Origin of the sequence: Radicibacter daui (assembly GCA_030657355.1) — a bacterium.
Lineage (GTDB): Bacteria > Pseudomonadota > Alphaproteobacteria > Radicibacterales > Radicibacteraceae > Radicibacter > Radicibacter daui.
This window is the reverse complement of the sequence record CP131056.1, coordinates 2,303,378-2,323,134: the sequence shown is the minus strand read 5'-3', so window position 1 is coordinate 2,323,134 and position 19,757 is coordinate 2,303,378. Positions and strand designations below refer to the sequence as shown.

Genomic DNA, 19,757 nt, shown 5'->3' with positions numbered 1-19,757 from the left:
GCGGGCCGGGCGCGTTCTCAGGGAACTCATGCGCCGCAAGCTGGCGATGTTCGGCTTTGCCATCATCGTGCTGGTGGTGCTGGCGGCTATTTTCGCCCCCTTCATCGTGCCGCACGAACCGACCGAACAGCTTTTTGACGGGCTGACGCTGGAGGGGGCGCCGTTGCCGCCGAACGCCCAGTTCTGGTTCGGCACCGATCTGCTCGGCCGCGACCTCTTTTCCCGCCTTGTCTATGGCGCCCGTACGTCGCTGATCATCGGGGTGGTCGCCAACGGTATCGCTGTGGTGATCGGTGCTCTGGTGGGCATTACCGCCGGGTTCTTCCAGGGCATCGTCGGTTCGGTACTGATGCGCTTTACCGACCTGATGATGGCCTTTCCCGCACTGCTGCTCGCCATCGTGCTGGCCGCGCTCTTCCATCCCAGCCTGTGGATCGTTGCCCTCGTCATCGCCATGGTCAACTGGGTGCAGGTGGCACGCGTCATCTACACGGAAACCCGCTCGCTGGCGGAACGCGAGTTCGTCGAGGCGGAGTGGGCGCTTGGTGCCGGCAAGGCGCGCATCCTCTTCCGCCATGTGCTGCCACACCTCGTCTCCACCATCGTGGTGTGGGCAACGCTCGGCATCGCCACCACGGTGCTGCTGGAAGCCACACTCAGCTTCCTTGGCATCGGCGTCCAGCCGCCAACCCCGTCCTGGGGCAACATCATCTACGAAAACCAGACCTACTTCACCTCGGCACCCTGGCTCGTCTTCATCCCCGGCGTGGCGATCATCCTGCTCGCGCTGGCCTTCAATCTCGTGGGTGACGCCCTGCGTGACATTCTCGACCCGACCCAGAAGGGAAGGCACTGATCATGGCCGCCTATCTCTTGCGCCGCCTGGGCCAGACGCTGCTCATCCTCATCGGCATCAGCCTCGTTACCTTCATCCTGCTCTATATCCTGCCGGCCGACCCGGCGCGCCAGATTGCCGGGCGCAGTGCCACGCCGGAGACGGTTGCCAACATCCGCGCCCAGCTCGGGCTCGATCAGCCGTTCCTCGTCCAGTACTGGCGCTATGCAACCGGCCTGCTGCACGGCGATTTCGGCCGTTCCTATCTGCAGAAAACCGAAGTGGCGGAGCTCATCGCCTCGCGCCTGCCGGCAACACTGCTCTTGATGGCCGGCGCCATCGTCAGCGAACTCGTCATCGGCCTCACCATGGGAATGGTTGCCGCGGTGCAGCGGGGAAGCAAGCTTGATCAAGGGCTTATGGTGCTATCCTTTGTCGGCGTCTCCACGCCGCAGTTCGTGATCGGCATCCTGCTGCTCTATGTCTTTGCCGTGCTGCTCGGCTGGTTTCCCATCGGCGGGTACGGCACCTTCCGCCATCTGGTCCTGCCATCGCTCACGCTCGGCCTGCTGGGCGCCGGCTGGTATGCCCGCATGATGCGCTCGGCCATGCTGGATGTGCTGCGGCAGGACTATATCCGCACCGCCCGCGCCAAGGGCCTTGCCCGCTGGCAGGTCATCCTCGGCCACGCGCTGCCCAATGCCGTCCTGCCCATCATCGCCATGATCGGCATCGACATCGGCATCTTCATGTCCGGCATCGTGGTGGTGGAGAGCGTCTATGGCTGGCCCGGCATCGGCCAGCTCGCCTGGCAGGCCATCCAGCGCATCGATATTCCGATCATCATGGGCGTCACGCTGATTTCAGCCTGCGCGATCGTACTCGGCAACCTGATTGCCGACCTCGTCGCCCCGCTCATCGATCCCCGCATCAAGCTGAGGTGAGGCGGCACCCGGCCTGAAATACCAAAACCGTCAAAAAATGGGCACCACCCGGCACTTCATTCAGTGCCTTAAAGCAGAAACTCAAGAACAGGGAACCTGATCTCATGAAGAAACTGCTACTTTCGACCGCTCTTGCGGGCACTCTCGGCCTGATGGCCGCCGGCCCCGCTGCGGCTTATGACGACAAGTACGAAGCCGGCGTCAAGCAGGGCGGCGAGATGATCGTCACCTACAAGGATGACGTCTCCACGCTCGATCCGGCCATCGGTTACGACTGGCAGAACTGGTCGATGATCAAGTCGATCTTCGACGGCCTCATGGACTATGAGCCCGGCACCAGCACCCTGACCACCGACCTTGCCGAGAGCTATGAAATCTCGCCGGACGGCAAGACCTACACCTTCAAGCTGCGCAAGGGCGTGAAGTTCCATAACGGCCGCGAAGTGACCGCGGACGACTTCAAATATTCCTTCGATCGCGTGACCAATCCGGAGACGCAGTCGCCGGGCGCCGGTTTCTTTGCCTCCATCGTCGGTTATGACGATGTGTCCGCCGGCAAGGCCAAGAGCCTGACGGGTGTGACGGTTGTCGATCCCTACACGCTGAAGATCGAGCTTTCCCATCCCGACGCCACCTTCCTGCATGTGATGGCCATCAACTTCTCCTCGGTCGTGCCGAAGGAAGAGGTGGAGAAGTACGGTGCCGATTTCGGCAAGCATCCGGTCGGCAGCGGCGCCTACAAGATGGCGGACTGGACGCTCGGCCAGCACATCGTGCTCGAGCGTAACAAGGATTACTGGAAGGGCGGCGTTCCCAAGCTCGACAAGATCACCTTCGAGATCGGCCAGGAGCCGGTCGTGGCGCTCCTGCGCCTGCAGAAGGGCGAGATCGACATTCCGGGCGACGGCATTCCGCCGGCCAAGTTCCTCGAAGTGAAGAACGATCCGAACTACAAGGATCTGATCATCCAGGGCGGCCAGCTCCAGACCGGTTATGTGACGATGAACGTCAAGATGAAGCCGTTCGACAATGTGAAGGTCCGTCAGGCCGTCAACATGGCCATCAACAAGGACCGCATCGTCAAGATCATCAACGGGCGCGCCGTACCGGCCAACCAGCCGCTGCCGCCCTCGATGCCGGGCTATGACAAGGCCTACAAGGGTTATCCGTACGATCCGGCAGCCGCCAAGAAGCTGCTGGCCGATGCCGGTTTCCCCGACGGCTTCCCGACCGAGCTTTACGTCTACAATACCGACCCCAACCCGCGCATCGCCCAGGCGATTGCGCAGGATCTCTCCGGCATCGGTATCAAGGCCGAGATCAAGGCGCTGGCCCAGGCCAACGTGATCGCGGCCGGCGGCGAACCGGATCAGGCCCCGATGATCTGGTCGGGCGGCATGGCCTGGATCGCCGACTTCCCCGATCCCTCCAACTTCTACGGCCCCATCCTCGGCTGCGCCGGCGCCACCCAGGGCGGCTGGAACTGGTCCTGGTACTGCAATGAGGCGCTTGATGCCGAGGCGACCAAGGCCGACAGCATGGTCGAGCCGTCGCAAAAGGAAGAGCGCGAGAAGCTCTGGGGCTCCATCTTCACCCGCATCATGGACGATGCGCCGTGGGCGCCGATCTTCAATGAAGAGCGTTTCACCATGCGTTCGGCCCGCCTCGGCGGTGACGATGCGCTGTTTGTCGATCCGGTGCATGTGCCGGTGAACTACGACTACGTGTACGCCAAAGATGTGCAATAACTGCAATTACACCATCCACGGACGCCATCATCATTTCGGGTGGGATCATTCGATCCCGCCCGCGATGACGGTCGCGCCCGGCAGCACCATCGAATTCGAGTGCCTCGACAGCTCCGGCGGCCAGTTGACGCCGGAGAGCCAGGTTGGCGATGTCGGCGCACTCGATTTCGGCAAGATCAACCCGGTGACGGGGCCGATCTTCGTGGAAGGGGCCGAGCCCGGCGACGCGCTCAAGGTCACCATCCACGAGTTCAAGCCCTCCGGTTTCGGCTGGACCGCCAACATTCCGGGCTTCGGCCTGCTGGCGGACCAGTTCAAGGAAAACGCGCTCAACATCTGGGCCTATGACAAGCAGAGCCTGGCGCCTGCGGCTTTTGGCAAGAACGGCCGCGTGCCGCTCAAGCCCTTTGCCGGCACCATCGGCGTAGCCCCGGCCGAGCCCGGTCACCACAGCGTGGTGCCGCCGCGCCGGGTGGGCGGCAATCTCGATATCCGCGACCTTGCTGCCGGCACCACCCTTTACCTGCCGGTAGAGGTGGCGGGGGCCCTGTTCTCCGTGGGGGATACGCACGCCGCGCAAGGGGATGGCGAGGTGTGCGGCACCGCGATTGAAAGCCCGATGAATGTCGTGGCCAGCCTCGATCTGGTGAAGGGCGCCAATCTCAGGATGCCGCGCTTCACCACGCCCGGCCCGGTAACCCGTCACCTCGACACCAAGGGTTATGAGGTGACGACCGGCATCGGCCCCGACCTCATGGAAGGGGCCCGCATGGCGGTCTCCGGCATGGTGGATCTGCTGACCGCCACGCACGGCATGTCTGCCGTCGAGGCCTACATGCTCTGCTCGGTGTGCGGTGATCTCAGGATTTCCGAGATCGTCGACATGCCGAACTGGGTGGTCTCCTTCTATTTCCCGCGCTCCGTTTTCGAATAAGCGCCGGAATTTTCGCCGTTGCCGGGTTCTCACAGCCCTGGCAACGGCGACCTTCATCTTCAAAGCCGGAATTGCCAGTCATGAGCGCGATCAAAGCAGCCGAAACCGTCCTCAGCGTGCGCGACCTCAAGGTGCAGGTGGCAACACCCGCCGGCGCACGGGCGGTGGTGGAAGGCCTCAGCTTTGACCTTCATGCCGGCGAGACCATCTGCATCGCCGGTGAGAGCGGCTCCGGCAAAAGCATGACCGCGCTTTCCGTTATGCGGTTGCTGCCCGAGCCCATGGCCCGCATTGGCGGCGGCGAAATTCTCTTCGGCGAGCGTGATCTGGCCTCTCTGACGGAAGGCGAGATGCGCCGCCTGCGCGGCAACGACATCGCCATGATCTTCCAGGAGCCGATGACTTCGCTGAACCCGGTGCTGACGATTGGCCGCCAGCTGGGCGAAGCGCTGCAGGCCCACCGCACGCTTACCGGCAGCGCGCTTAAAAAAGCAGTTGTGGCCGCGCTGGAACAAGTGCGCATTTCCGAGCCGGAGCGCCGGCTGAAACAATATCCGCACGAACTTTCCGGCGGCATGCGCCAGCGCGTGATGATCGCCATGGCGCTGGCACTTAACCCGCGCGTCCTGATTGCCGATGAGCCGACGACGGCGCTGGACGTCACCGTGCAGGCGCAGATCCTTGAACTCATCCGCGACCTGCAGCGCGAGCGCGGCACCGCCGTTATCCTCATCACCCACGATATGGGCGTGGTTGCCGAAATGGCGGACCGCGTGATCGTGATGAACCACGGTAAGGTGGTGGAGCAGGGGCCTGTCGGCCAGATTTTCACCGCGCCGAAGCAGCCCTATACCCGCGAATTGCTGGCCGCCGTGCCCAAACTCGGTGCGCTCAAGGGTTCGGAAGGGCCGATGCGCGCTTCAGCCGCCCCGGCGCCGGTTGCCGATATCAAACCGACGCCGGTGCCGGTGCGTCCGGTGGTGGAGGTCAATAACCTTACGGTGCGTTTCGATATTCATGGCGGGCTGTTGCAGCGGGTCGTGCGGCGCGTCCATGCGGTGGAGAAAATCTCCTTCAGCCTGAAGCCGGGCGAAACGCTAGCGCTGGTGGGAGAGTCCGGCTGCGGAAAATCCACGACCGGCCGCGCGCTGATGGGCCTCTTGCCCTTTACCGGCGATGTGCTGGTGGCCGGCACGCCGCTCGGCGGCCTCAGCCGGGCCCAATTGCGTCCGGTGCGGCGCGATATCCAGATGATCTTCCAGGACCCTTACGCCTCGCTCGACCCTCGCATGACGGTAGGCGATCTGGTGGGCGAACCGCTGACCATCCATGGCCTTGCGTCCGGCAGCGAGCTTGAAGATCGCGTGGCATGGCTTTTCAGCCGCGTGGGGCTTGATCGCGACCATATGCACCGCCACCCGCATGAATTTTCCGGCGGCCAGCGCCAGCGCATCTGCATTGCCCGGGCGCTGTCGCTGTCGCCCAGGGTCATCGTGGCGGATGAAAGCGTCTCGGCGCTCGATGTCAGCGTGCAGGCCCGCGTGCTCGATCTTCTGCAGGAATTGCAGGACGAGATGGGGCTTTCCTATCTCTTCATCTCGCATGACATGGCGGTGGTGGAGCAGATCAGCCACCGGGTGGCTGTGATGTATCTGGGCCAGATCGTGGAGACAGGCACACGTGCCCAGGTGTTTGACGATCCGCGCCACAGCTATACCCGCCGCCTGATCGAGGCGGTGCCGATTGCCGACCCGGCCCGCAAGCGCGAGAGTTTCGTGCGGATGGAAGGGGAAATTCCAAGCCCGGTTCACGGGCTCGATTATCAGCCGGTCTATGCCGAGCTGGAAGATATCGGCGCCCGCCATCTGGTGGCCCGGGAAGCCGCCTGAGCTTGCCGTCGCCGGTGGCGGGCGCCGTCCGTCACATCGTCAGTGCTTCATCATCTTTTCAAGATAACCCAGCATCAGCGCCGAGACGACGAAGGCGAGATGCACGATCGTCACCCACATGATCTTGGTATTGTCGTACTCGTCGGCATTGAGGAACACCTGCAAGAGGTGGATCGACGAAATGGCGACGATGGAAGAGGCAACCTTGATCTTGAGGCTGCCGCTGTCGAGCTTGCCAAGCAGGCTGAGATCGGTCTGTTCGGCATTGTCGAAGCTGCTGACGAAGTTCTCGTACCCCGAGATCATCACCATCACGATCAGGCTGGCGACCAGAGAGGCGTCGATGAGGCCCAGCACAGCCAGGATCATGTCATCCTCACCCATGTTCGACACGGTGCCGATCATGTGTACGAATTTGAGGATGAAGGAGTAGCCATAAACCGCCAGCGATGCGGCAAGGCCCAGATAGAAAATGACCAGAATCCAGCGGCTGGCCAGAATGATACGTTCGACGAAGTTCTCAAGCGCCTTCAAGATAACCCCCGGTTTTCGAGTAATTCTTTAATCCCCGATGCGGCGGAATATAGCCGAGAACCGGCCCGGAACCATAACTTTTGATAGGCGAGAAAAGCCCCTCACGGAACTTCCGGCACCTGCCATCCGTTACACTCCCAACGGCGCCCAACAGGATATTTTCCGCTTTCTTCTGAAATGAGGAAAACGTCCGGTGCCATTCATTAATGAGTGGGAGTATTCACCATGGGGCTTCTGCTTCTCATACTGGTTATTTTTCTTCTTTTTGGCGGCGGCTTCTACGGATACCGGTCCGGTTACTATGGAGCCGGGCCGTTTGGCGGCGGCATTGGCCTGATCGTGCTGCTACTGATCCTGTTCATGCTGTTTGGCAGGCCGGGGTATGTCGGGTTCTGATCCGGCCTCTGCCTGACATGGCCCTCGCAGAAAGCGCTGTCAGCCCCGTGCCGACAGCGCTTTTTTCTGCTTGCCGCCCGCATCGAAATTGGCCGGCCGCAGCCAGTGCTCGATACGCTTTTCGATGGCCGGCCAGTCGGCTGCCAGGATGGCATGCACAGCCGTATCGAAATTACGCCCCTTGGCCCAGTTGTCGTGCCGCAGCACACCCTCCGGCTCGAAACCCAGGCGCCTGGCTGCCTGCAGGGAAGCTTCGTTCTGTGTATCGCAGCGCCATTCCAGCCGGCGATAACCCTGCTGGGCAAGCACATAGCGCATCAGCAAAAGCGCGGCTTCGGTGCCGATGGTCTGGCGCGACAGCGCAGGACCATAAACGAGCCCCATCTCGGCGACGCCTACCTCAGCGCGGATATTGAGCAGGAAAAACAGGCCGGCCGCCACCGGCCGGTCGCCGCGCTTGTCCATGATCGCCAGCAGCGCCTGCGTCGGCCGGCGGATGCGTTCGTCCAGCCACTTGCGAAAAGTCGTCCGGTCATGAAACGGGCCGGAAGGGATACCCGCCCACAGCTCCGCCCGGCTGCCGATGGCACCCCACAATTCATTGGCATGCCGCTTGATATCCAGCCGCTCCAGATCGGCCTGCTCCCCTGCCAGATGCAGCACATCCAGGGGCGGGCGGGGCAGCATTGGTCTGTCAGCACGGGGAGCATCGGCGGTTTTGGGCCGAACGGGCTTCATCGAACGGTCCTTCTCCGGCAAGGGGTCAGCGCGCGGCGGCCGCGAACAGGCGGCGCGTATAGTCCTGATCAAAGGCACCGGTCTCCAGCGCCTCGATGGGTTGGGTTTCGACAAAACTGCCTTTTTCCATCACCGCCAGCCGGTCACAGAGATAGGCGACCACCGACAGATCATGCGTGACCAGCAGGTAGGTGAGACCGCGCTCGTGCCTGAGGGTCACCAGCAGATTGAGAATTTCCGCCTGCACGGAGGCGTCGAGCGCGCTGGTCGGCTCATCCAGCAGCAGCACCTTCGGTTCCACGATCAGCGCACGGGCAATGGCCACGCGCTGGCGCTGGCCGCCCGAGAGCTGATGCGGCAGGCGGAAACGGAACTGCGGGCCAAGGCCGACAGCTTCCATCACCTCGGCAATGCGCCTGTCGATGCTGCCAAACCCGTGAATGCGGGCCGGGGAGGACAGGATCTGGTCGACCGTCTGGTGTGGATGCAGCGAGCCGTAAGGGTCCTGGAATACCATCTGCAGATGCTTGCGGAAGGCAAGGCTGCGCCGGGCGCCGGCCACGAGCGCCAGCCCGTCCACCGACATGCTGCCGGACCAGTCATCGGCAAGACCGGCCAGTGCCTGCAGGATGGTGGATTTGCCCGATCCGGACTCCCCCACAAGGCCGAAGGTTTCCCCGGCCGCCACACTGAAGCTCACGCCCTTGACGGCGACGAAGTCGCCATAGCGTACGCTCAGATCCTGAACCTCGATCATTCCTGAACTTGGGTTTTTGTTCACGGCGCCACCTCCCAGCCCGCGTCGCGGGAAAGGGTGGCCAGCGGATGGCCGCGCTGCGCATAGGAGGGCAGGCAGGAAAGAAGCCCCTGCGTATAGGGGTGCTGCGCCTCATGCAGCCGGTCCGCCCGGCATTCTTCCACGATGCGCCCGCGATACATGATGAGCACGCGGTCGCAAAAGCGGGAGACCAGCGGCAGGTCGTGGCTGATGAAGAGAAGGCCCATGCCGTTGCGGGCAACAAGCCCGTCCATCAGCTTCAGCACCTCCATCTGTACCGTGACATCAAGCGCGCTGGTCGGCTCGTCGGCGATCATCAGCTCGGGCTGCGGGATCAGCATCATGGCGATCATCACCCGCTGCCCCATGCCGCCGGAAAGCTCATGCGGAAACGAGCGGGCGACCCGGGGCGGATCGTTGATCTGCACCGCCTCCAGCATCTCCAGCACCGCTTTTTGCCCTGCAGCCCGGGAGAGGCGCTTGGGCTTGCCGACATGGATCAGCCAGTTCTCATAAAGCTGGGCGCCCACGCTCATGGTCGGGTTCAGCGAATATTTGGGGTCCTGCATCACCATAGTGATGCGCCCGCCGCGCACCTGCCGCATCTGGCGCGGGGAAAGGCGGGTAAGGTCGGTGCCATCCAGCCTTATGGAGCGGGCAATACGCTCCCCCGGCGGGCGGATGAGGTCGAGGATGGCGCGCGCCGTCATGCTCTTGCCAGAGCCCGACTCTCCCACGATGGCGATCTTTTCCCGCCCCATGGCAAAGCTGATGTCCCGCACCGCCTCGATGGGCCCGTGGACGGAGGGAAAACGTACGGTGAGGCCATCAACCTCAAGCAGCGTGTCTTGAGCCATAACCATCAGCTCCGGCGCTTGCGCGGGTCGAGCGCGTCGCGCAGCCCGTCGCCCAAGAGGTTGAAGGCAAGGCTGACCAGCAGGATGGCGATGCCCGGCATGGCTGCCACCCACCACTGGTCCAGCATATAGTCACGCCCCGTCGAGATCATCGCGCCCCATTCCGCCGTTGGCGGCTGCGCGCCGAGACCAAGAAAACCGAGGCCGGCGGCAATGAGGATGACGCCCGCCATGTCGAGCGTGACCCGCACGATCATGGAGCCGAGGCAGAGCGGCACGATCTGCGTCATCAGGATGCGCCAGTGCCCGGCCCCCTCGACAATCGAGGCCCGCACAAAGTCGGCATTGCGAAAGGTGAGCGTCTCCGCCCGGGCAATACGCGCATAAGGCGGCCAGGCGGTGATGGCGATGGCGATCACCGCGTTGTCGATGCCAGGGCCCAGCACCGCCACGAAAGCCAGCGCCAGGATAAGGCGAGGGAAGGCCATGAAGATGTCGGTCACCCGCATCAGCACCGCCGCCACCCAGCCGCCGAAATAGCCGGCGATAGTGCCGACGGCGAGGCCGATGGGGGCGGAAATCACCGCGACCAGAACGATGATGGCAAGGGTGACCCGGCTGCCATAGAGAAGGCGGCTCAGGATATCGCGGCCCAGCTGGTCGGTGCCCAGCGGGTGCAGGCCGCCCATCGGCGCCAGCCGGTTTGCCAGGTCCTGATCATTGGGTGCGAAAGGCGCGAGCCACGGCGCGAACGCCGCCACCAGCACGAGCGCAAGCAGGATGGCGAGGCCGAGCAAGGTCAAGGGATTGCTGCTGAGCGCCCGCCATGTGGCGTAATAGCGCCCGAGCCGGGCCTGAAAGCGGGAGGCCGGCGTATCCGAAGTAAGCCAGGCGCGAAGGCCGCGGCGCGGCGGGAGCGGGGAGGAAAGGCTCATTTCATCCTCGCGCGGGGATCGAGCCAGGCATAGACAAGCTCCGAGAAGATATTGAGCGCCACGAAACTGGCGCCGACCACCAGCGTGCCGCCCAGCACGGCAGCCATATCGGCATCGAAGAGCGCCTGTGTGATATAGGAACCAAGACCCGGCCAGGCGAAGACCGTTTCCGTCAGCACCGCACCCTCCAGCAGATAGGCATAGGAGAGGGCGACCACGGTGATGAGCGGCACGGCGGCATTGCCGAGGGCGTGGCGCCAGATAACCCGCGCCTCGCTCGCCCCCTTTACCCGGGCAGTGGTGATATATTCCTTGCCCAGCTCGTCGATCATGAAGGAGCGCGTCATGCGCCCGATATAGGCCATGGAGAAATAGGCGAGCAGCGCCACCGGAAGCACCAGATGCGAGACGGCGTTCCAGAACACATCCCACTCGCCGGCAGCGGCAGCATCGACGGTCAGAAGGCCGCTCCACGGCTCGACGATATAGTCATAGGCAATATCGAGGCGGCCGGGACCGCCAACCCAGTCCAGCCGGGCATAGAAGACGAGCAGCGCCACAAGCCCGAGCCAGAAGACCGGGACAGAGTAGCCGAAGAGAGAGACCACGCGGATCAGATGGTCGGGCCAGCGGCCCTGCCAGACGGCAGCGGCAACGCCCAGCGGAATGCCAAGCCCGATACCGACGATAATGGCGTAGGTGGCCAGTTCCAGCGTGGCTGGAAAGGTATGGGCGATATCGCTCAGCACCGGATTGCCGGTGGTGGAGGACGAGCCGAGATTGCCGCTCAGCACATCGCGCAGATAGATGATGAACTGCTGCCACAGCGGCAGATCGAGCCCCAGATGGGCACGCGCGGCGGCATAGACATCGGCCGGCGCCTTGTCACCCACCAGCGCAATGACGGGGTCGATCGGCACCACGCGCGCAATGACGAAGGTCACGGCCAGCAGGCCAAACAACGTCAGCGCCAGCGTAAGGGCGAAGGAAATGAGCCTGCGTAAGAACCTGGCGGGCACCCGGCGAGCCTCTTTGTTTCAAGCAACAGCAAAAGCATAAAAAAGGAACGCTGCCGGCGACAGGAGCCGCCGGCAGCGTGCGGACTGCGGCTTATTTTTCGACGTTGCGATAGAAGACGAGGTCCGAGGTTACACCCTGGACATAGCCCTTCACATCGCTGGCCAGTGCCACCTGAGCGGTGTTCTGGAACATGTTGATGATCGGGGAGTGCTGCTGCACGGCAAGCTGCAGCTCCTTGTACATGGCAAGGCGCTTCTCGCGATCCGGCTCCTTTAGCGCGGCCACCGTCTTTTCGCTCAGATCCTTGTCGATCCACGCATTGCGCCAGGTGGTGGAGCTTGCGTAGTGATCGTCGGAATTGTCGGCGTTAAAGGCAAAGGCCATGGCGTTGGAGTTGGCGTCCATATAGTCCGGACCCCAGTAGAGCAGCATCAGCTCATGCTCACGCGCGCGGTAGCGGGTGATGACCTGGCTGCCGGTGCCCGGCATCAGGCTGACCTTGATGCCCGCCTTGGCGAAGGTGGACTGGATCGACTGGGCGATATCCGGGAACGGCGCCGAATTGATCATGTCCATGGTGACATCGAGATGATCGATGCCGGCATCGGCGAGGATCTTCTTCGCCTTGTCGACATCCAGCTTGTAGGGCGTGTCATCCAGCGAGCCGGCAAAACCCTTGGGCCAGAAGGCCTGATGCACCTCGAAACCGCCCTTGAGGAAACTGCCGACCATGCCCTGATAGTCGATGAGCCAGCGCATCGCTTCCCACACCGCCGGGTTCTGCAGCTTTTCCGACTTCTGGTTCAGCGACAGGAAATAGACGGCCGACTGCGGATAGGTCTCGACCTTGATCTTGTCGTTGCCGGCAAGGCCGGCGATCTGGTCGGGGCCAAGGTCACGCGCGATATCGACATCCCCCTTTTCCAGCATCAGCCGCTGGGTCGAGGGTTCCGGCACGTGGCGATAGATCACCCGCTTCATCGCCGGCGCCTTGCCACGATAATGCGGGTTGGCTTCCATCACCACGCTCTCATTGGCTTTCCACAGCTTGAGAACGAAGGGGCCGGTGCCGGCGGAATTGCGGTTGAGCCAGCCATTGCCGAGATCGCCATCCTTCTCATGCGCCATCGCCGTCTTCATATCGACGACCATGCCGACACGCGCGGCAAGGCAGTTGAGCACGAAGTCGGGCGAATAATCGCCGTCATAGGAAATCTTGACGCTGTCCTCGCCAACTTTGGTCACCATGGTGGCAACCGTGTCCGGCTTCCAGCCCAGCTGGGTGAAGATGAAGGCGGGCGGCTTGTTGAGCGTCACGACGCGGGCATAGGACCACACCACATCATCGGCAGTGACCGGGTTGCCGGAAGCAAAGGTCACGCCCTTGCGCAGCTTGAAGGTGATGCTGCGCCCGGCAGGATCGGCACTCCAGCTTTCCGCAAGGCCGCCGACCAGCTTGGTGGTGTCGTCGGCATCGTAACGCACCAGCCCGTCATAGAGGTTGGTGGTGATTTCACCGCCGGTGAACTCATAGACCTCGGCCGGGTCGAGCGAGATCATGTCGTCGATATTCTTGGCGACGACCAGACTATCCTTGGGCGTAGCGGCCACGGCAGGCGCACCAAGCCCGGCAAGCGAAGCTCCGAGGAGCGCCGCCAGAAGCAGTTTTTTCATTTCAGTCCAGCTCCCTGTTCGTGAGAGACATTCAACTCAGGTTTTGGTTCTTGGCTTTTGTTTTTATTGTTTTTTCAAGGCTTCACGGAGCCGCCTGTTCACCGGGCGGCCCCCCCGAAGTTTTTCAGGCCGCAGAGCTGCCGGCGGCAGCCGCGTGATAGGCGGTAAAGATCGGTTTCAGCGCCTGCGCCCAGGCGAAGGCGTCCGACAGGTCAACCCCGTCATAGGCATGATCCGCGTCCAGCAGATTGACGGTGCCGATGGTCCGGCCGCCGGCGCGCACCGGCAGGTTGAGCACGGCGCCAAGGCCAAGGCCGGAGATCTGGGCATGATCGGGGAAATAGGGTTTCACATCCTCGATCGTCGAGCCACGGAACGGCTCGCCGCGCTTCAGCACCTGATCGGACCAGGCATCGGCCAGAATGGGTTTCTCACCGCCTTCGCTATATTCCGAGCCGAGATTGGTCCACAGCCGCCGCGCCACGCCGCGTTCGGGGAAGGACGCCGTCAGGGTAAAGAGCCGGCCGCCGAAACGGGCAAGCAGGGCATCCTGCGCCAGCTGGCAGCCGGTGCGGATATCGTCGCATGCGGCAAGCAGGGCGCCGAGGGCCTGGGCGGAAGTGGGCAGGGGCGTCGTCATCAGGTATCGCTCGCGCGGTGGGGGAAAATGGAAAGATCGCCGACCCAGAGCAGCCGGGCCGGACCATCGCCGGGATTGGTGAAACCATGCGAGCGTGAGGAGCGGAAATGCATGGCATCGCCCGGCCGCAGCTCATACTGCTTGCCATCCAGCACCACCCGCAGGCGGCCTTCGAGCAGGTAGAGGAAATCCTCGCCGGAATGTTCGACCTCTTCGGCGACATAACCGGGCGGCACCATCAGCTCGACGGCATTGATATGGCTGTCGGGGAAATCGGCGCTGAGGCGGCCATAGGCAATCGCCGTGTTACCCAGCGAAAAACTCGCCCGCGTCGAGGCATAGGACACCACATCGTCGCCATCCGGCACGCGGATGAGATCGCCCACCTCCAGCCCCAGCACCTGCGCGATATTGACGAGGGCGGAGAGGGAAGGAGTGGCGAGATCGCGCTCGACCAGCGAGACGAAGCCGATGGAAAGATGCGCCCGCTCGGCAACCGCCTGCAGCGTAAGCTTCAGCTTCTTGCGCCGCTCGCGCAGGATGGAGCCGATCTGCGCCGAGGCGGTGCCGGCAGAAGACAGCGCCGTAAGGCTGGAGGGCGGTGGAGAGACTGGGTCCATCGGGAACTGGCACGTCTTCGGAAATGGCGCTTAAAAATTAAACTACAGTAAAATTTTTAATGCGCAATTCCGTAAAACCGGCAGCCGGCTTCACGTGCCCCGTCTCAGGCCGCGGCAGGAAACTCCATCATCCCCAGAATATGACGGGCCGTCCCGCCCACGACCTCCAGCGGCAGCAGCAACCGCGTATAGATGCTGCGATCATCATGCGAGGCTGTGTCCAGGCCGTTATGCACCAGCACCGCCTGCAGACGTTCCACGCATTGCCGGTGCTCATGCAGCGTCTCGTCGAGCACGGCGCCATTCAGCAGATCACGCAGCGAATGGCCCTTGAGCCGGTGGTCGTACCGCTCATTGACCGCCTCGCCGACAAGGCGGAAGCGGAAATCATCTTCCTCGACATCGAGAATGAAGATCTGCGGCAGCAGGGCACGCAGGGCGGCCGGATCCACCTCGGCACGGCGGGGCGCCGGCTTGTCGCCGCGCCAGTGGTGCCAGAGGGAAAACACCCGCTCCAGCCGCTCCGGGCCCAGCCTGTCAAAAGGCGGGTCGAGGGGATCGAACGCAACCATGCGCTCTTGCCGGAACGTTTGCAGGGGCCGCTTGACGAGTTTCAACATCCACGCCTTCCGGAAGCACCCTGGCATCGGGGCAAGGGCGGAGCACTGACATTTGCGGGCGCCGTCAATTCTAACGCGGTGCCCGCGGGCGGTCAGCGGCCAATAGTTACTCAAGGTCGGTGCAAAAGAAGTAGTTCCATTTTTGACCGCCCGGAATTTGTGTGACTTTTCGCCTTCATATCCCCGGGCGTGGCAACAGCCGGGCACCGGCGCCGCCAGCCGCCAGCCTGTCGGCGGGATTGCGCAGCGGGCATTCGCCCAGCGACAGGCATCCGCAGCCGATACAGCCGGCCAGATTGTCCCTGAGCGCGGTCAGATCGGCGATACGGGCCTCGATATCTTCTTTCCAGCGCGCCGAGAGCCGCTGCCAGTCTTCTGCCTGAACGGGGCTTCCCGCCGGCAGGCCGCCCAGCGCCGCGGCAATCTCGCCCAAGGGAATACCCGCGCGCTGCGCCACCTTGATAACGGCGATGCGCCGCAACACGCCGCGCGGAAACCGGCGCTGGTTGCCGCCGGTGCGCATGCTGGCGATCAGCCCCTTACGCTCATAAAAATGGAGAGCCGAGACACTCACGCCGCTGCGCTCGGCAACCTCGCCAACGGTAAGCCACGCCGACACTGCTCCGGCCGGTTTTGTCATCGCGAAAGAACCTCCTTGACCTCAACTTAAGTTGAGGTCGTAGCGTCCTTGCCGTCAAGCCGCGCCCCATGGCGCCAGGGCTCCTTTACGTCAGGAACGATACCAGATGACCCAGTCCGCAGCCGCTCCGGCCCCGGTTTTCCGCATCAACAAGTTTCAGGTTCCGCCCGAAGCGCGGCAGCAATTCATGGAGATGGTCCGCGATACTTTTTCCATCCTGCGCCGGCAGCAGGGTTTTGTGCGCGATACGCTGATGGAGCAGGTGGCCGGCAACGGCCTCTTCAACTTCGTCACCATCGTCGAATTCGCCGATGCCGCCTTTGCCCCGGCTGTTGCCGCAGCGGTGGCCGCCGAGGATGCGCGCCGCGGCATCAACCGCGAGGAGGTGATGGCGCTGATGGGCGTGCGCAGCGATACCGGCAGTTACCGCGCGCTTGCCGTCTAGGCCCGGCGGCGGCACTCTCCTGCCAGTAACGATGACAGGAACGCGGGCAGAGAGACGATGGGCGAGATCGAGAAACGTCTGGCGGAGCGGGGGCTCGTACTGCCTGAGCCGGTGCAACTGCCGCCGGGGGTGGTGCTGGGTTTCCCCTGGGTGCGGGTGATGGGTGACCGCGCCTTCATCTCCGGCCATGGCCCGCTCGCCGCCGACGGCTCTATTGCCAAACCGCTCGGCAAGGTGGGGCATGATCTCAGCCAGGAGCAGGCCTATGAGGCCGCGCGCCTTACCGCGCTCGCCATGCTGGCAAGCCTCAAGCAGCATCTCGGCGAGCTGGACCGGGTAAAGGCGTGGCTGCGGGTATTCGGCATGGTCAATGCCGCGCCGACCTTTGACCGCTATCCCCTCGTCATCAACGGCTTCAGCGACCTCATCAACGACCTCTGGGGCCCGGAGCACGGCGCCCATGCCCGTTCCGCTGTCGGCATGGCGGGCCTGCCGTTCGGCATTCCGGTCGAGATCGAGGCAGAAGTGCTGATCGATCCCTGAAGGGAAAGGAAGAGATCATGGCGCGCGACCCGGGCCTTGAGGAACTGATCCGCGAGCATCTGGAAGGCGTGGGCTTATCAAACATGGTGGGCCTTTCCGAACAGCCCATGTTCGGCGGCCTGTGCTGGCTTTTGCGCGGCAATCTGCTGTGCGGCGCCAAGGTGGACGCCATGCTCATCCGCCTCGGCAAGGGCAATGAGGGCTGGGCGCTGGAAGAGCCGGGGATCACCCCGATGGTAATGCAGGGCAGGGGCATGCCCGGCTGGGTATGGGCCGATCCGGATGCTTTTGCCGATGACGCACTGCGCGCCCGCCTGCTGGACGGGGCGCTGACTTTCGTGAACGGTCTGCCCGCCAAACTCTAGGCGCCGGTATCGCCGGCCAGATAGTCGAAGAGTGCCCGCGCCGGGGCCGGCAGATCGCTGTCACTTGCTTTTGCCAGTGACAGCTGGCGGGTCGCCCAGCCATCGCTGAGGCGCAGGATAACCAGCTTCAGCCCGCGGGCGCAGCGGCGGGCCGCCGCCTCCGACAGGATCGCCAGCCCGGCACCTTCCGCTACCAGACGGCAGACCCCTTCATAGGTGGCAAGCCGCAACCTGAGCTTGAGCCGGCTGCCAAGACGCTGTGCCTGCGCCTCTACATGCGCCTGCAGGGCTCCGCTGCCAAGGCCGATGAAGGGCTGGTCCAGCACTTCGACGAGGGCGATGCTTTTCGCAGTAGCCAGCCGGTGCCCGGCCGGCACCACCAGCACCAGCCGGTCGGCAGCAAAAGGCCGGAGGTCCAGCCCGGCAGTATCGACGGCGGCGGAGAGGATGCCGATATCGGCAAGGCCGCCTGTCACCAGCCGGGCAATTTCACTGCTCTGGCGTTCCTTGAGATCGATATCGATCTGCGGCTCGGCCGCCAGCCAGGGTGCAAGCCGTGCCGGCAGGAATTCACTGATGGCCGCCGTATTGGCCGCCATACGCACCACAGTGCGCAGACCCCTTGCATGGGCTGCCAGCTCGCCGCGCATCTCCGCCATCTGCCGCAGTACACGGCGGGCATGGTGGGCAAGCGCCTCACCGGCAGGCGTTGGTTTTACGCCGCGCCGCCCGCGTTCCAGCAGGCTCACGGCACCATCCAACTCCATATCCCGTAAGCGTTCGCTGGCTGCGGCCAGCGACAGGCCGGCTTCTGCCGCGCCGCCGGTAATGCTGCCGGCATCCACCACGGCCAGAAAAAGACGCAGGTCAGTAAGGTCAAATCGCATGGGGGCACAGTCTAGCCCATGCCCAGCCTTCGGAACAGCCGAAGGCTGATAGCGGCGCCTTCCACATTCAGCGGAGCCGCCAGCGCGTTTAAGGCTTGGGTCATCATGACCGACCCGACTTCGCAGTTGCTGCTCATCGCCGCCACCTTCTTCCTTGCCGGTGTGGTCAAGGGCGTCACCGGCATGGGGCTGCCCACTGTGGCGATGGCCATCCTCGGGGCGGTGCTGTCGCCGCTCACCGCAGCCGGGCTGCTGATCGTGCCGTCTTTCCTCACCAACCTCTGGCAGCTTGCCGCCGGCCCGGCCTTGCCCGCCTTGTCCCGCCGGTTATGGCCGCTGCTGGCGGCCAGTTTCTGCGGCACCCTGCTGACGGCGCCAGTGCTGGCGAGCGCCGGCAAAACCGGCCCCGCGACGGTGGCGCTTGGCCTCGCGCTTTGCGCCTACGCACTCTACACGCTGCTGGCGGGCCCGCTGCGGGTGCCGCCCCGGCTGGAGCGCCGGCTTCAGGCACCCGTCGGCCTCGCCACCGGTCTTGTAACCGGCGCCACCGGCATCTTCGTTATTCCCGCGGTGCCGTGGTTGCAGGCGCTGGGGCTACGCCGGGATGAGCTGGTGCAGGCCCTCGGCCTGTTCTTCACCCTGTCGACGCTGGCGCTCGCCAGCGGGCTGGCCTTTCAGGGGGGCTTTCACCCTGGCAACCTGCTGCTGTCGCTGCTCGCCACGCTGCCGGCACTGGCCGGCATGGGCGCCGGCCAGTTTCTGCGCCAGCGGGTGAGCCCGGCAGTCTTCCGGCGCTGCTTTCTGTTTTCGCTACTGCTGCTGGGCATGGAGATGCTGACGCGGCCGTTCTGATCGTCTGGCCACAAGCCCCGTGCTCACTCCTGCTCGAACACCGGCCGCATGAAGCTGCGCTCGTAGCTGATGATGCTGCGGTTCTGTTTTTCAAACTCCAGCGCCGCCATGCAGTCCGGATCGCTCGCCGCTTTCAGGCGATACTGCTCGTAAGCCGCGAGGCTGGGGAAGCTAAAGAGGGCGAGCGCGATGTTGCTGGCGCCTTCATGCGGCAGGAAATAACCGTGATGCGTACCGCCCATGCGGTTTACCAGCGGGATCCACATCCGGGCATAAGTCTCGAACTCCGCGAGTTTGTGCGGATCGATGATGTAGCGCAGGGAACAGGTGATCATGGGCCGGTGGGCTCCCGAAACAGGGGATGAGCGGGATGAGGGAAGGCGGGCCCATCTGAACCCGTCCTCCCCCATAAAAAGTCAGGCCGGAAACTTGCCCGGTTCGGCGCCGGTGGCGAAAGGCAAATCTTCGTCCTGCCAGCCGGTAATGCCGCCGATCATGATCTTTACCGGACGGCCAAGCCGCGCCAGCTTGAGCGCGGCCTGGTCGGCGCCGTTGCAGTGCGGCCCGGCACAATAGACGACAAACAACGTTTCCTCCGGCCACTCAGCCATCCTGGAAGCGCTGATCTGGCGGTGCGGCAGATGCAGCGCGCCCGGCACATGGCGCCTTGCATAGGCCTCCGGCGCGCCCACCACATGCAGCAGCACAAAATCCGGCTCGCCGACGGCCAGCGCCGCCGCCACGTCCGAACAATCGGTCTCGACAGAGAGCCGGCCGAGAAAATGCGCGGCGGCGATTTCGGGAGAAGCGGGCGGGTAATCGGTCACGTAACTCATGGTCTCAAAGCCTCCATCGGGGTCATG

At 63.7% G+C, this 19,757-nt stretch carries 24 protein-coding genes; 10 read left to right on the top strand and 14 right to left on the bottom strand.

Annotation, left to right across the window (positions count from 1 at the left end; genetic code table 11):
• The first annotated feature begins 28 nt into the window (after positions 1 to 28).
• The 5 genes from QTL98_RS10940 (at position 29) to QTL98_RS10920 (ending at position 6,350) form a co-directional block, all read left to right on the top strand.
• On the top strand, positions 29 to 856 hold the full coding sequence (locus QTL98_RS10940; RefSeq protein WP_445682131.1) for an ABC transporter permease: 828 nt from the start codon (positions 29 to 31) through the stop codon (positions 854 to 856).
• Positions 857 to 858: 2 nt separating this feature from the next.
• On the top strand, positions 859 to 1,779 hold the full coding sequence (locus QTL98_RS10935; RefSeq protein WP_445678524.1) for an ABC transporter permease: 921 nt from the start codon (positions 859 to 861) through the stop codon (positions 1,777 to 1,779).
• Positions 1,780 to 1,883: 104 nt separating this feature from the next.
• The gene (locus QTL98_RS10930) at positions 1,884 to 3,527 is read left to right on the top strand and encodes an ABC transporter substrate-binding protein (protein WP_445678523.1); all 1,644 of its coding nucleotides are present in this window, start codon (positions 1,884 to 1,886) and stop codon (positions 3,525 to 3,527) included.
• Positions 3,517 to 4,461 carry an acetamidase/formamidase family protein gene (locus QTL98_RS10925; protein ID WP_445678522.1) on the top strand — a complete coding sequence of 315 codons (945 nt, stop codon included), beginning with the start codon at positions 3,517 to 3,519 and terminating at the stop codon, positions 4,459 to 4,461. The genes QTL98_RS10930 and QTL98_RS10925 overlap by 11 nt, the downstream gene beginning before the upstream one ends.
• 80 nt (positions 4,462 to 4,541) lie before the next feature.
• Positions 4,542 to 6,350, top strand: a complete 1,809-nt coding sequence (locus tag QTL98_RS10920; RefSeq protein ID WP_445678521.1) for an ABC transporter ATP-binding protein — start codon at positions 4,542 to 4,544, stop codon at positions 6,348 to 6,350.
• A 39-nt stretch (positions 6,351 to 6,389) separates the two neighbouring features.
• Here QTL98_RS10920 and QTL98_RS10915 read toward each other — a convergent pair whose 3' ends face one another.
• The gene (locus tag QTL98_RS10915; protein ID WP_445678520.1) at positions 6,390 to 6,884 is read right to left on the bottom strand and encodes a TIGR00645 family protein; all 495 of its coding nucleotides are present in this window, start codon (positions 6,882 to 6,884) and stop codon (positions 6,390 to 6,392) included.
• A gap of 225 nt (positions 6,885 to 7,109) precedes the next feature.
• Here QTL98_RS10915 and QTL98_RS10910 point away from each other — a divergent pair, with 225 nt between their 5' ends.
• Complete coding sequence (locus QTL98_RS10910; protein ID WP_445678519.1) at positions 7,110 to 7,280, top strand: DUF3309 family protein; 171 nt, start codon at positions 7,110 to 7,112, stop codon at positions 7,278 to 7,280.
• A 39-nt stretch (positions 7,281 to 7,319) separates the two neighbouring features.
• Here the strand turns inward: QTL98_RS10910 and QTL98_RS10905 are convergent, their stop codons facing one another.
• The 10 genes from QTL98_RS10905 to soxR all read right to left on the bottom strand — a co-directional run bounded on the left by QTL98_RS10905 (position 7,320) and on the right by soxR (position 15,802).
• Positions 7,320 to 8,018 (bottom strand): GNAT family N-acetyltransferase, encoded by a 699-nt coding sequence (locus QTL98_RS10905; protein WP_445678518.1) that lies wholly within the window; start codon positions 8,016 to 8,018, stop codon positions 7,320 to 7,322.
• A 25-nt stretch (positions 8,019 to 8,043) separates the two neighbouring features.
• Positions 8,044 to 8,775, bottom strand: coding sequence for an ABC transporter ATP-binding protein (locus QTL98_RS10900; RefSeq protein ID WP_445678517.1), 732 nt, complete (start codon positions 8,773 to 8,775; stop codon positions 8,044 to 8,046).
• A gap of 20 nt (positions 8,776 to 8,795) precedes the next feature.
• Positions 8,796 to 9,653, bottom strand: a complete 858-nt coding sequence (locus QTL98_RS10895; RefSeq protein ID WP_445678516.1) for an ABC transporter ATP-binding protein — start codon at positions 9,651 to 9,653, stop codon at positions 8,796 to 8,798.
• Positions 9,654 to 9,658: 5 nt separating this feature from the next.
• The gene (locus tag QTL98_RS10890) at positions 9,659 to 10,588 is read right to left on the bottom strand and encodes an ABC transporter permease (RefSeq protein ID WP_445678515.1); all 930 of its coding nucleotides are present in this window, start codon (positions 10,586 to 10,588) and stop codon (positions 9,659 to 9,661) included.
• Positions 10,585 to 11,607, bottom strand: a complete 1,023-nt coding sequence (locus QTL98_RS10885) for an ABC transporter permease (protein ID WP_445678514.1) — start codon at positions 11,605 to 11,607, stop codon at positions 10,585 to 10,587. Before QTL98_RS10885 ends, QTL98_RS10890 begins: the two co-directional genes overlap by 4 nt.
• A gap of 91 nt (positions 11,608 to 11,698) precedes the next feature.
• Positions 11,699 to 13,282 carry an ABC transporter substrate-binding protein gene (locus tag QTL98_RS10880; protein ID WP_445678513.1) on the bottom strand — a complete coding sequence of 528 codons (1,584 nt, stop codon included), beginning with the start codon at positions 13,280 to 13,282 and terminating at the stop codon, positions 11,699 to 11,701.
• 124 nt (positions 13,283 to 13,406) lie between these two features.
• Positions 13,407 to 13,922 carry a GAF domain-containing protein gene (locus QTL98_RS10875; RefSeq protein ID WP_445678512.1) on the bottom strand — a complete coding sequence of 172 codons (516 nt, stop codon included), beginning with the start codon at positions 13,920 to 13,922 and terminating at the stop codon, positions 13,407 to 13,409.
• Positions 13,922 to 14,542, bottom strand: a complete 621-nt coding sequence (locus tag QTL98_RS10870; RefSeq protein ID WP_445678511.1) for a helix-turn-helix domain-containing protein — start codon at positions 14,540 to 14,542, stop codon at positions 13,922 to 13,924. The genes QTL98_RS10875 and QTL98_RS10870 overlap by 1 nt, the downstream gene beginning before the upstream one ends.
• 104 nt (positions 14,543 to 14,646) lie before the next feature.
• Positions 14,647 to 15,114, bottom strand: coding sequence for a PAS domain-containing protein (locus QTL98_RS10865; protein ID WP_445678510.1), 468 nt, complete (start codon positions 15,112 to 15,114; stop codon positions 14,647 to 14,649).
• Between the two features lie 223 nt (positions 15,115 to 15,337).
• Positions 15,338 to 15,802, bottom strand: a complete 465-nt coding sequence (soxR, locus tag QTL98_RS10860) for a redox-sensitive transcriptional activator SoxR (RefSeq protein WP_445678509.1) — start codon at positions 15,800 to 15,802, stop codon at positions 15,338 to 15,340.
• A 106-nt stretch (positions 15,803 to 15,908) separates the two neighbouring features.
• On the opposite strand from soxR, the gene QTL98_RS10855 reads away from it, so the two are divergent.
• Genes QTL98_RS10855 through QTL98_RS10845 form a run of 3 tightly spaced genes read left to right on the top strand, consistent with a single transcriptional unit; the run spans position 15,909 to position 17,155 of the window.
• The gene (locus tag QTL98_RS10855) at positions 15,909 to 16,247 is read left to right on the top strand and encodes an antibiotic biosynthesis monooxygenase family protein (protein WP_445678508.1); all 339 of its coding nucleotides are present in this window, start codon (positions 15,909 to 15,911) and stop codon (positions 16,245 to 16,247) included.
• A 57-nt stretch (positions 16,248 to 16,304) separates the two neighbouring features.
• A complete protein-coding gene (locus tag QTL98_RS10850; protein ID WP_445678507.1) occupies positions 16,305 to 16,790 on the top strand; it encodes a RidA family protein in 486 nt (161 codons plus the stop codon).
• A 17-nt stretch (positions 16,791 to 16,807) separates the two neighbouring features.
• The gene (locus QTL98_RS10845; protein ID WP_445678506.1) at positions 16,808 to 17,155 is read left to right on the top strand and encodes a TfoX/Sxy family protein; all 348 of its coding nucleotides are present in this window, start codon (positions 16,808 to 16,810) and stop codon (positions 17,153 to 17,155) included.
• Here the strand turns inward: QTL98_RS10845 and QTL98_RS10840 are convergent.
• A complete protein-coding gene (locus tag QTL98_RS10840) occupies positions 17,152 to 18,042 on the bottom strand; it encodes a LysR family transcriptional regulator (RefSeq protein ID WP_445678505.1) in 891 nt (296 codons plus the stop codon). The genes QTL98_RS10845 and QTL98_RS10840 overlap by 4 nt on opposite strands.
• A 105-nt stretch (positions 18,043 to 18,147) precedes the next feature.
• Here QTL98_RS10840 and QTL98_RS10835 point away from each other — a divergent pair, with 105 nt between their 5' ends.
• The gene (locus tag QTL98_RS10835) at positions 18,148 to 18,894 is read left to right on the top strand and encodes a sulfite exporter TauE/SafE family protein (protein ID WP_445678504.1); all 747 of its coding nucleotides are present in this window, start codon (positions 18,148 to 18,150) and stop codon (positions 18,892 to 18,894) included.
• A gap of 23 nt (positions 18,895 to 18,917) precedes the next feature.
• Here the strand turns inward: QTL98_RS10835 and QTL98_RS10830 are convergent, their stop codons facing one another.
• Both QTL98_RS10830 and QTL98_RS10825 read right to left on the bottom strand, forming a co-directional pair.
• Positions 18,918 to 19,229: an NIPSNAP family protein gene (locus QTL98_RS10830; protein ID WP_445678503.1), complete on the bottom strand. Its 312-nt coding sequence runs from the start codon at positions 19,227 to 19,229 to the stop codon at positions 18,918 to 18,920.
• 81 nt (positions 19,230 to 19,310) lie between these two features.
• Positions 19,311 to 19,730 (bottom strand): rhodanese-like domain-containing protein, encoded by a 420-nt coding sequence (locus QTL98_RS10825; RefSeq protein ID WP_445678502.1) that lies wholly within the window; start codon positions 19,728 to 19,730, stop codon positions 19,311 to 19,313.
• Positions 19,731 to 19,757: the final 27 nt, after the last annotated feature.

Bases quoted from the DNA above. Each gene is read 5' to 3' on its own strand.
- QTL98_RS10875 (WP_445678512.1), bottom strand. From the start codon at position 13,922: ATGACGACGCCCCTGCCCACTTCCGCCCAGGCCCTCGGCGCCCTGCTT.
- QTL98_RS10865 (WP_445678510.1), bottom strand. From the start codon at position 15,114: ATGGTTGCGTTCGATCCCCTCGACCCGCCTTTTGACAGGCTGGGCCCG.
- QTL98_RS10935 (WP_445678524.1), top strand. From the start codon at position 859: ATGGCCGCCTATCTCTTGCGCCGCCTGGGCCAGACGCTGCTCATCCTC.
- QTL98_RS10895 (WP_445678516.1), bottom strand. From the start codon at position 9,653: ATGGCTCAAGACACGCTGCTTGAGGTTGATGGCCTCACCGTACGTTTT.
- QTL98_RS10880 (WP_445678513.1), bottom strand. From the start codon at position 13,282: ATGAAAAAACTGCTTCTGGCGGCGCTCCTCGGAGCTTCGCTTGCCGGG.
- QTL98_RS10910 (WP_445678519.1), top strand. From the start codon at position 7,110: ATGGGGCTTCTGCTTCTCATACTGGTTATTTTTCTTCTTTTTGGCGGC.
- QTL98_RS10845 (WP_445678506.1), top strand. From the start codon at position 16,808: ATGGCGCGCGACCCGGGCCTTGAGGAACTGATCCGCGAGCATCTGGAA.
- QTL98_RS10925 (WP_445678522.1), top strand. From the start codon at position 3,517: ATGTGCAATAACTGCAATTACACCATCCACGGACGCCATCATCATTTC.
- QTL98_RS10900 (WP_445678517.1), bottom strand. From the start codon at position 8,775: ATGATCGAGGTTCAGGATCTGAGCGTACGCTATGGCGACTTCGTCGCC.
- QTL98_RS10855 (WP_445678508.1), top strand. From the start codon at position 15,909: ATGACCCAGTCCGCAGCCGCTCCGGCCCCGGTTTTCCGCATCAACAAG.
- QTL98_RS10920 (WP_445678521.1), top strand. From the start codon at position 4,542: ATGAGCGCGATCAAAGCAGCCGAAACCGTCCTCAGCGTGCGCGACCTC.
- QTL98_RS10830 (WP_445678503.1), bottom strand. From the start codon at position 19,229: ATGATCACCTGTTCCCTGCGCTACATCATCGATCCGCACAAACTCGCG.
- QTL98_RS10850 (WP_445678507.1), top strand. From the start codon at position 16,305: ATGGGCGAGATCGAGAAACGTCTGGCGGAGCGGGGGCTCGTACTGCCT.
- QTL98_RS10940 (WP_445682131.1), top strand. From the start codon at position 29: ATGCGCCGCAAGCTGGCGATGTTCGGCTTTGCCATCATCGTGCTGGTG.
- QTL98_RS10835 (WP_445678504.1), top strand. From the start codon at position 18,148: ATGACCGACCCGACTTCGCAGTTGCTGCTCATCGCCGCCACCTTCTTC.
- QTL98_RS10905 (WP_445678518.1), bottom strand. From the start codon at position 8,018: ATGAAGCCCGTTCGGCCCAAAACCGCCGATGCTCCCCGTGCTGACAGA.
- QTL98_RS10930 (WP_445678523.1), top strand. From the start codon at position 1,884: ATGAAGAAACTGCTACTTTCGACCGCTCTTGCGGGCACTCTCGGCCTG.
- QTL98_RS10870 (WP_445678511.1), bottom strand. From the start codon at position 14,542: ATGGACCCAGTCTCTCCACCGCCCTCCAGCCTTACGGCGCTGTCTTCT.
- soxR (WP_445678509.1), bottom strand. From the start codon at position 15,802: ATGACAAAACCGGCCGGAGCAGTGTCGGCGTGGCTTACCGTTGGCGAG.
- QTL98_RS10840 (WP_445678505.1), bottom strand. From the start codon at position 18,042: ATGCGATTTGACCTTACTGACCTGCGTCTTTTTCTGGCCGTGGTGGAT.
- QTL98_RS10890 (WP_445678515.1), bottom strand. From the start codon at position 10,588: ATGAGCCTTTCCTCCCCGCTCCCGCCGCGCCGCGGCCTTCGCGCCTGG.
- QTL98_RS10825 (WP_445678502.1), bottom strand. From the start codon at position 19,730: ATGAGTTACGTGACCGATTACCCGCCCGCTTCTCCCGAAATCGCCGCC.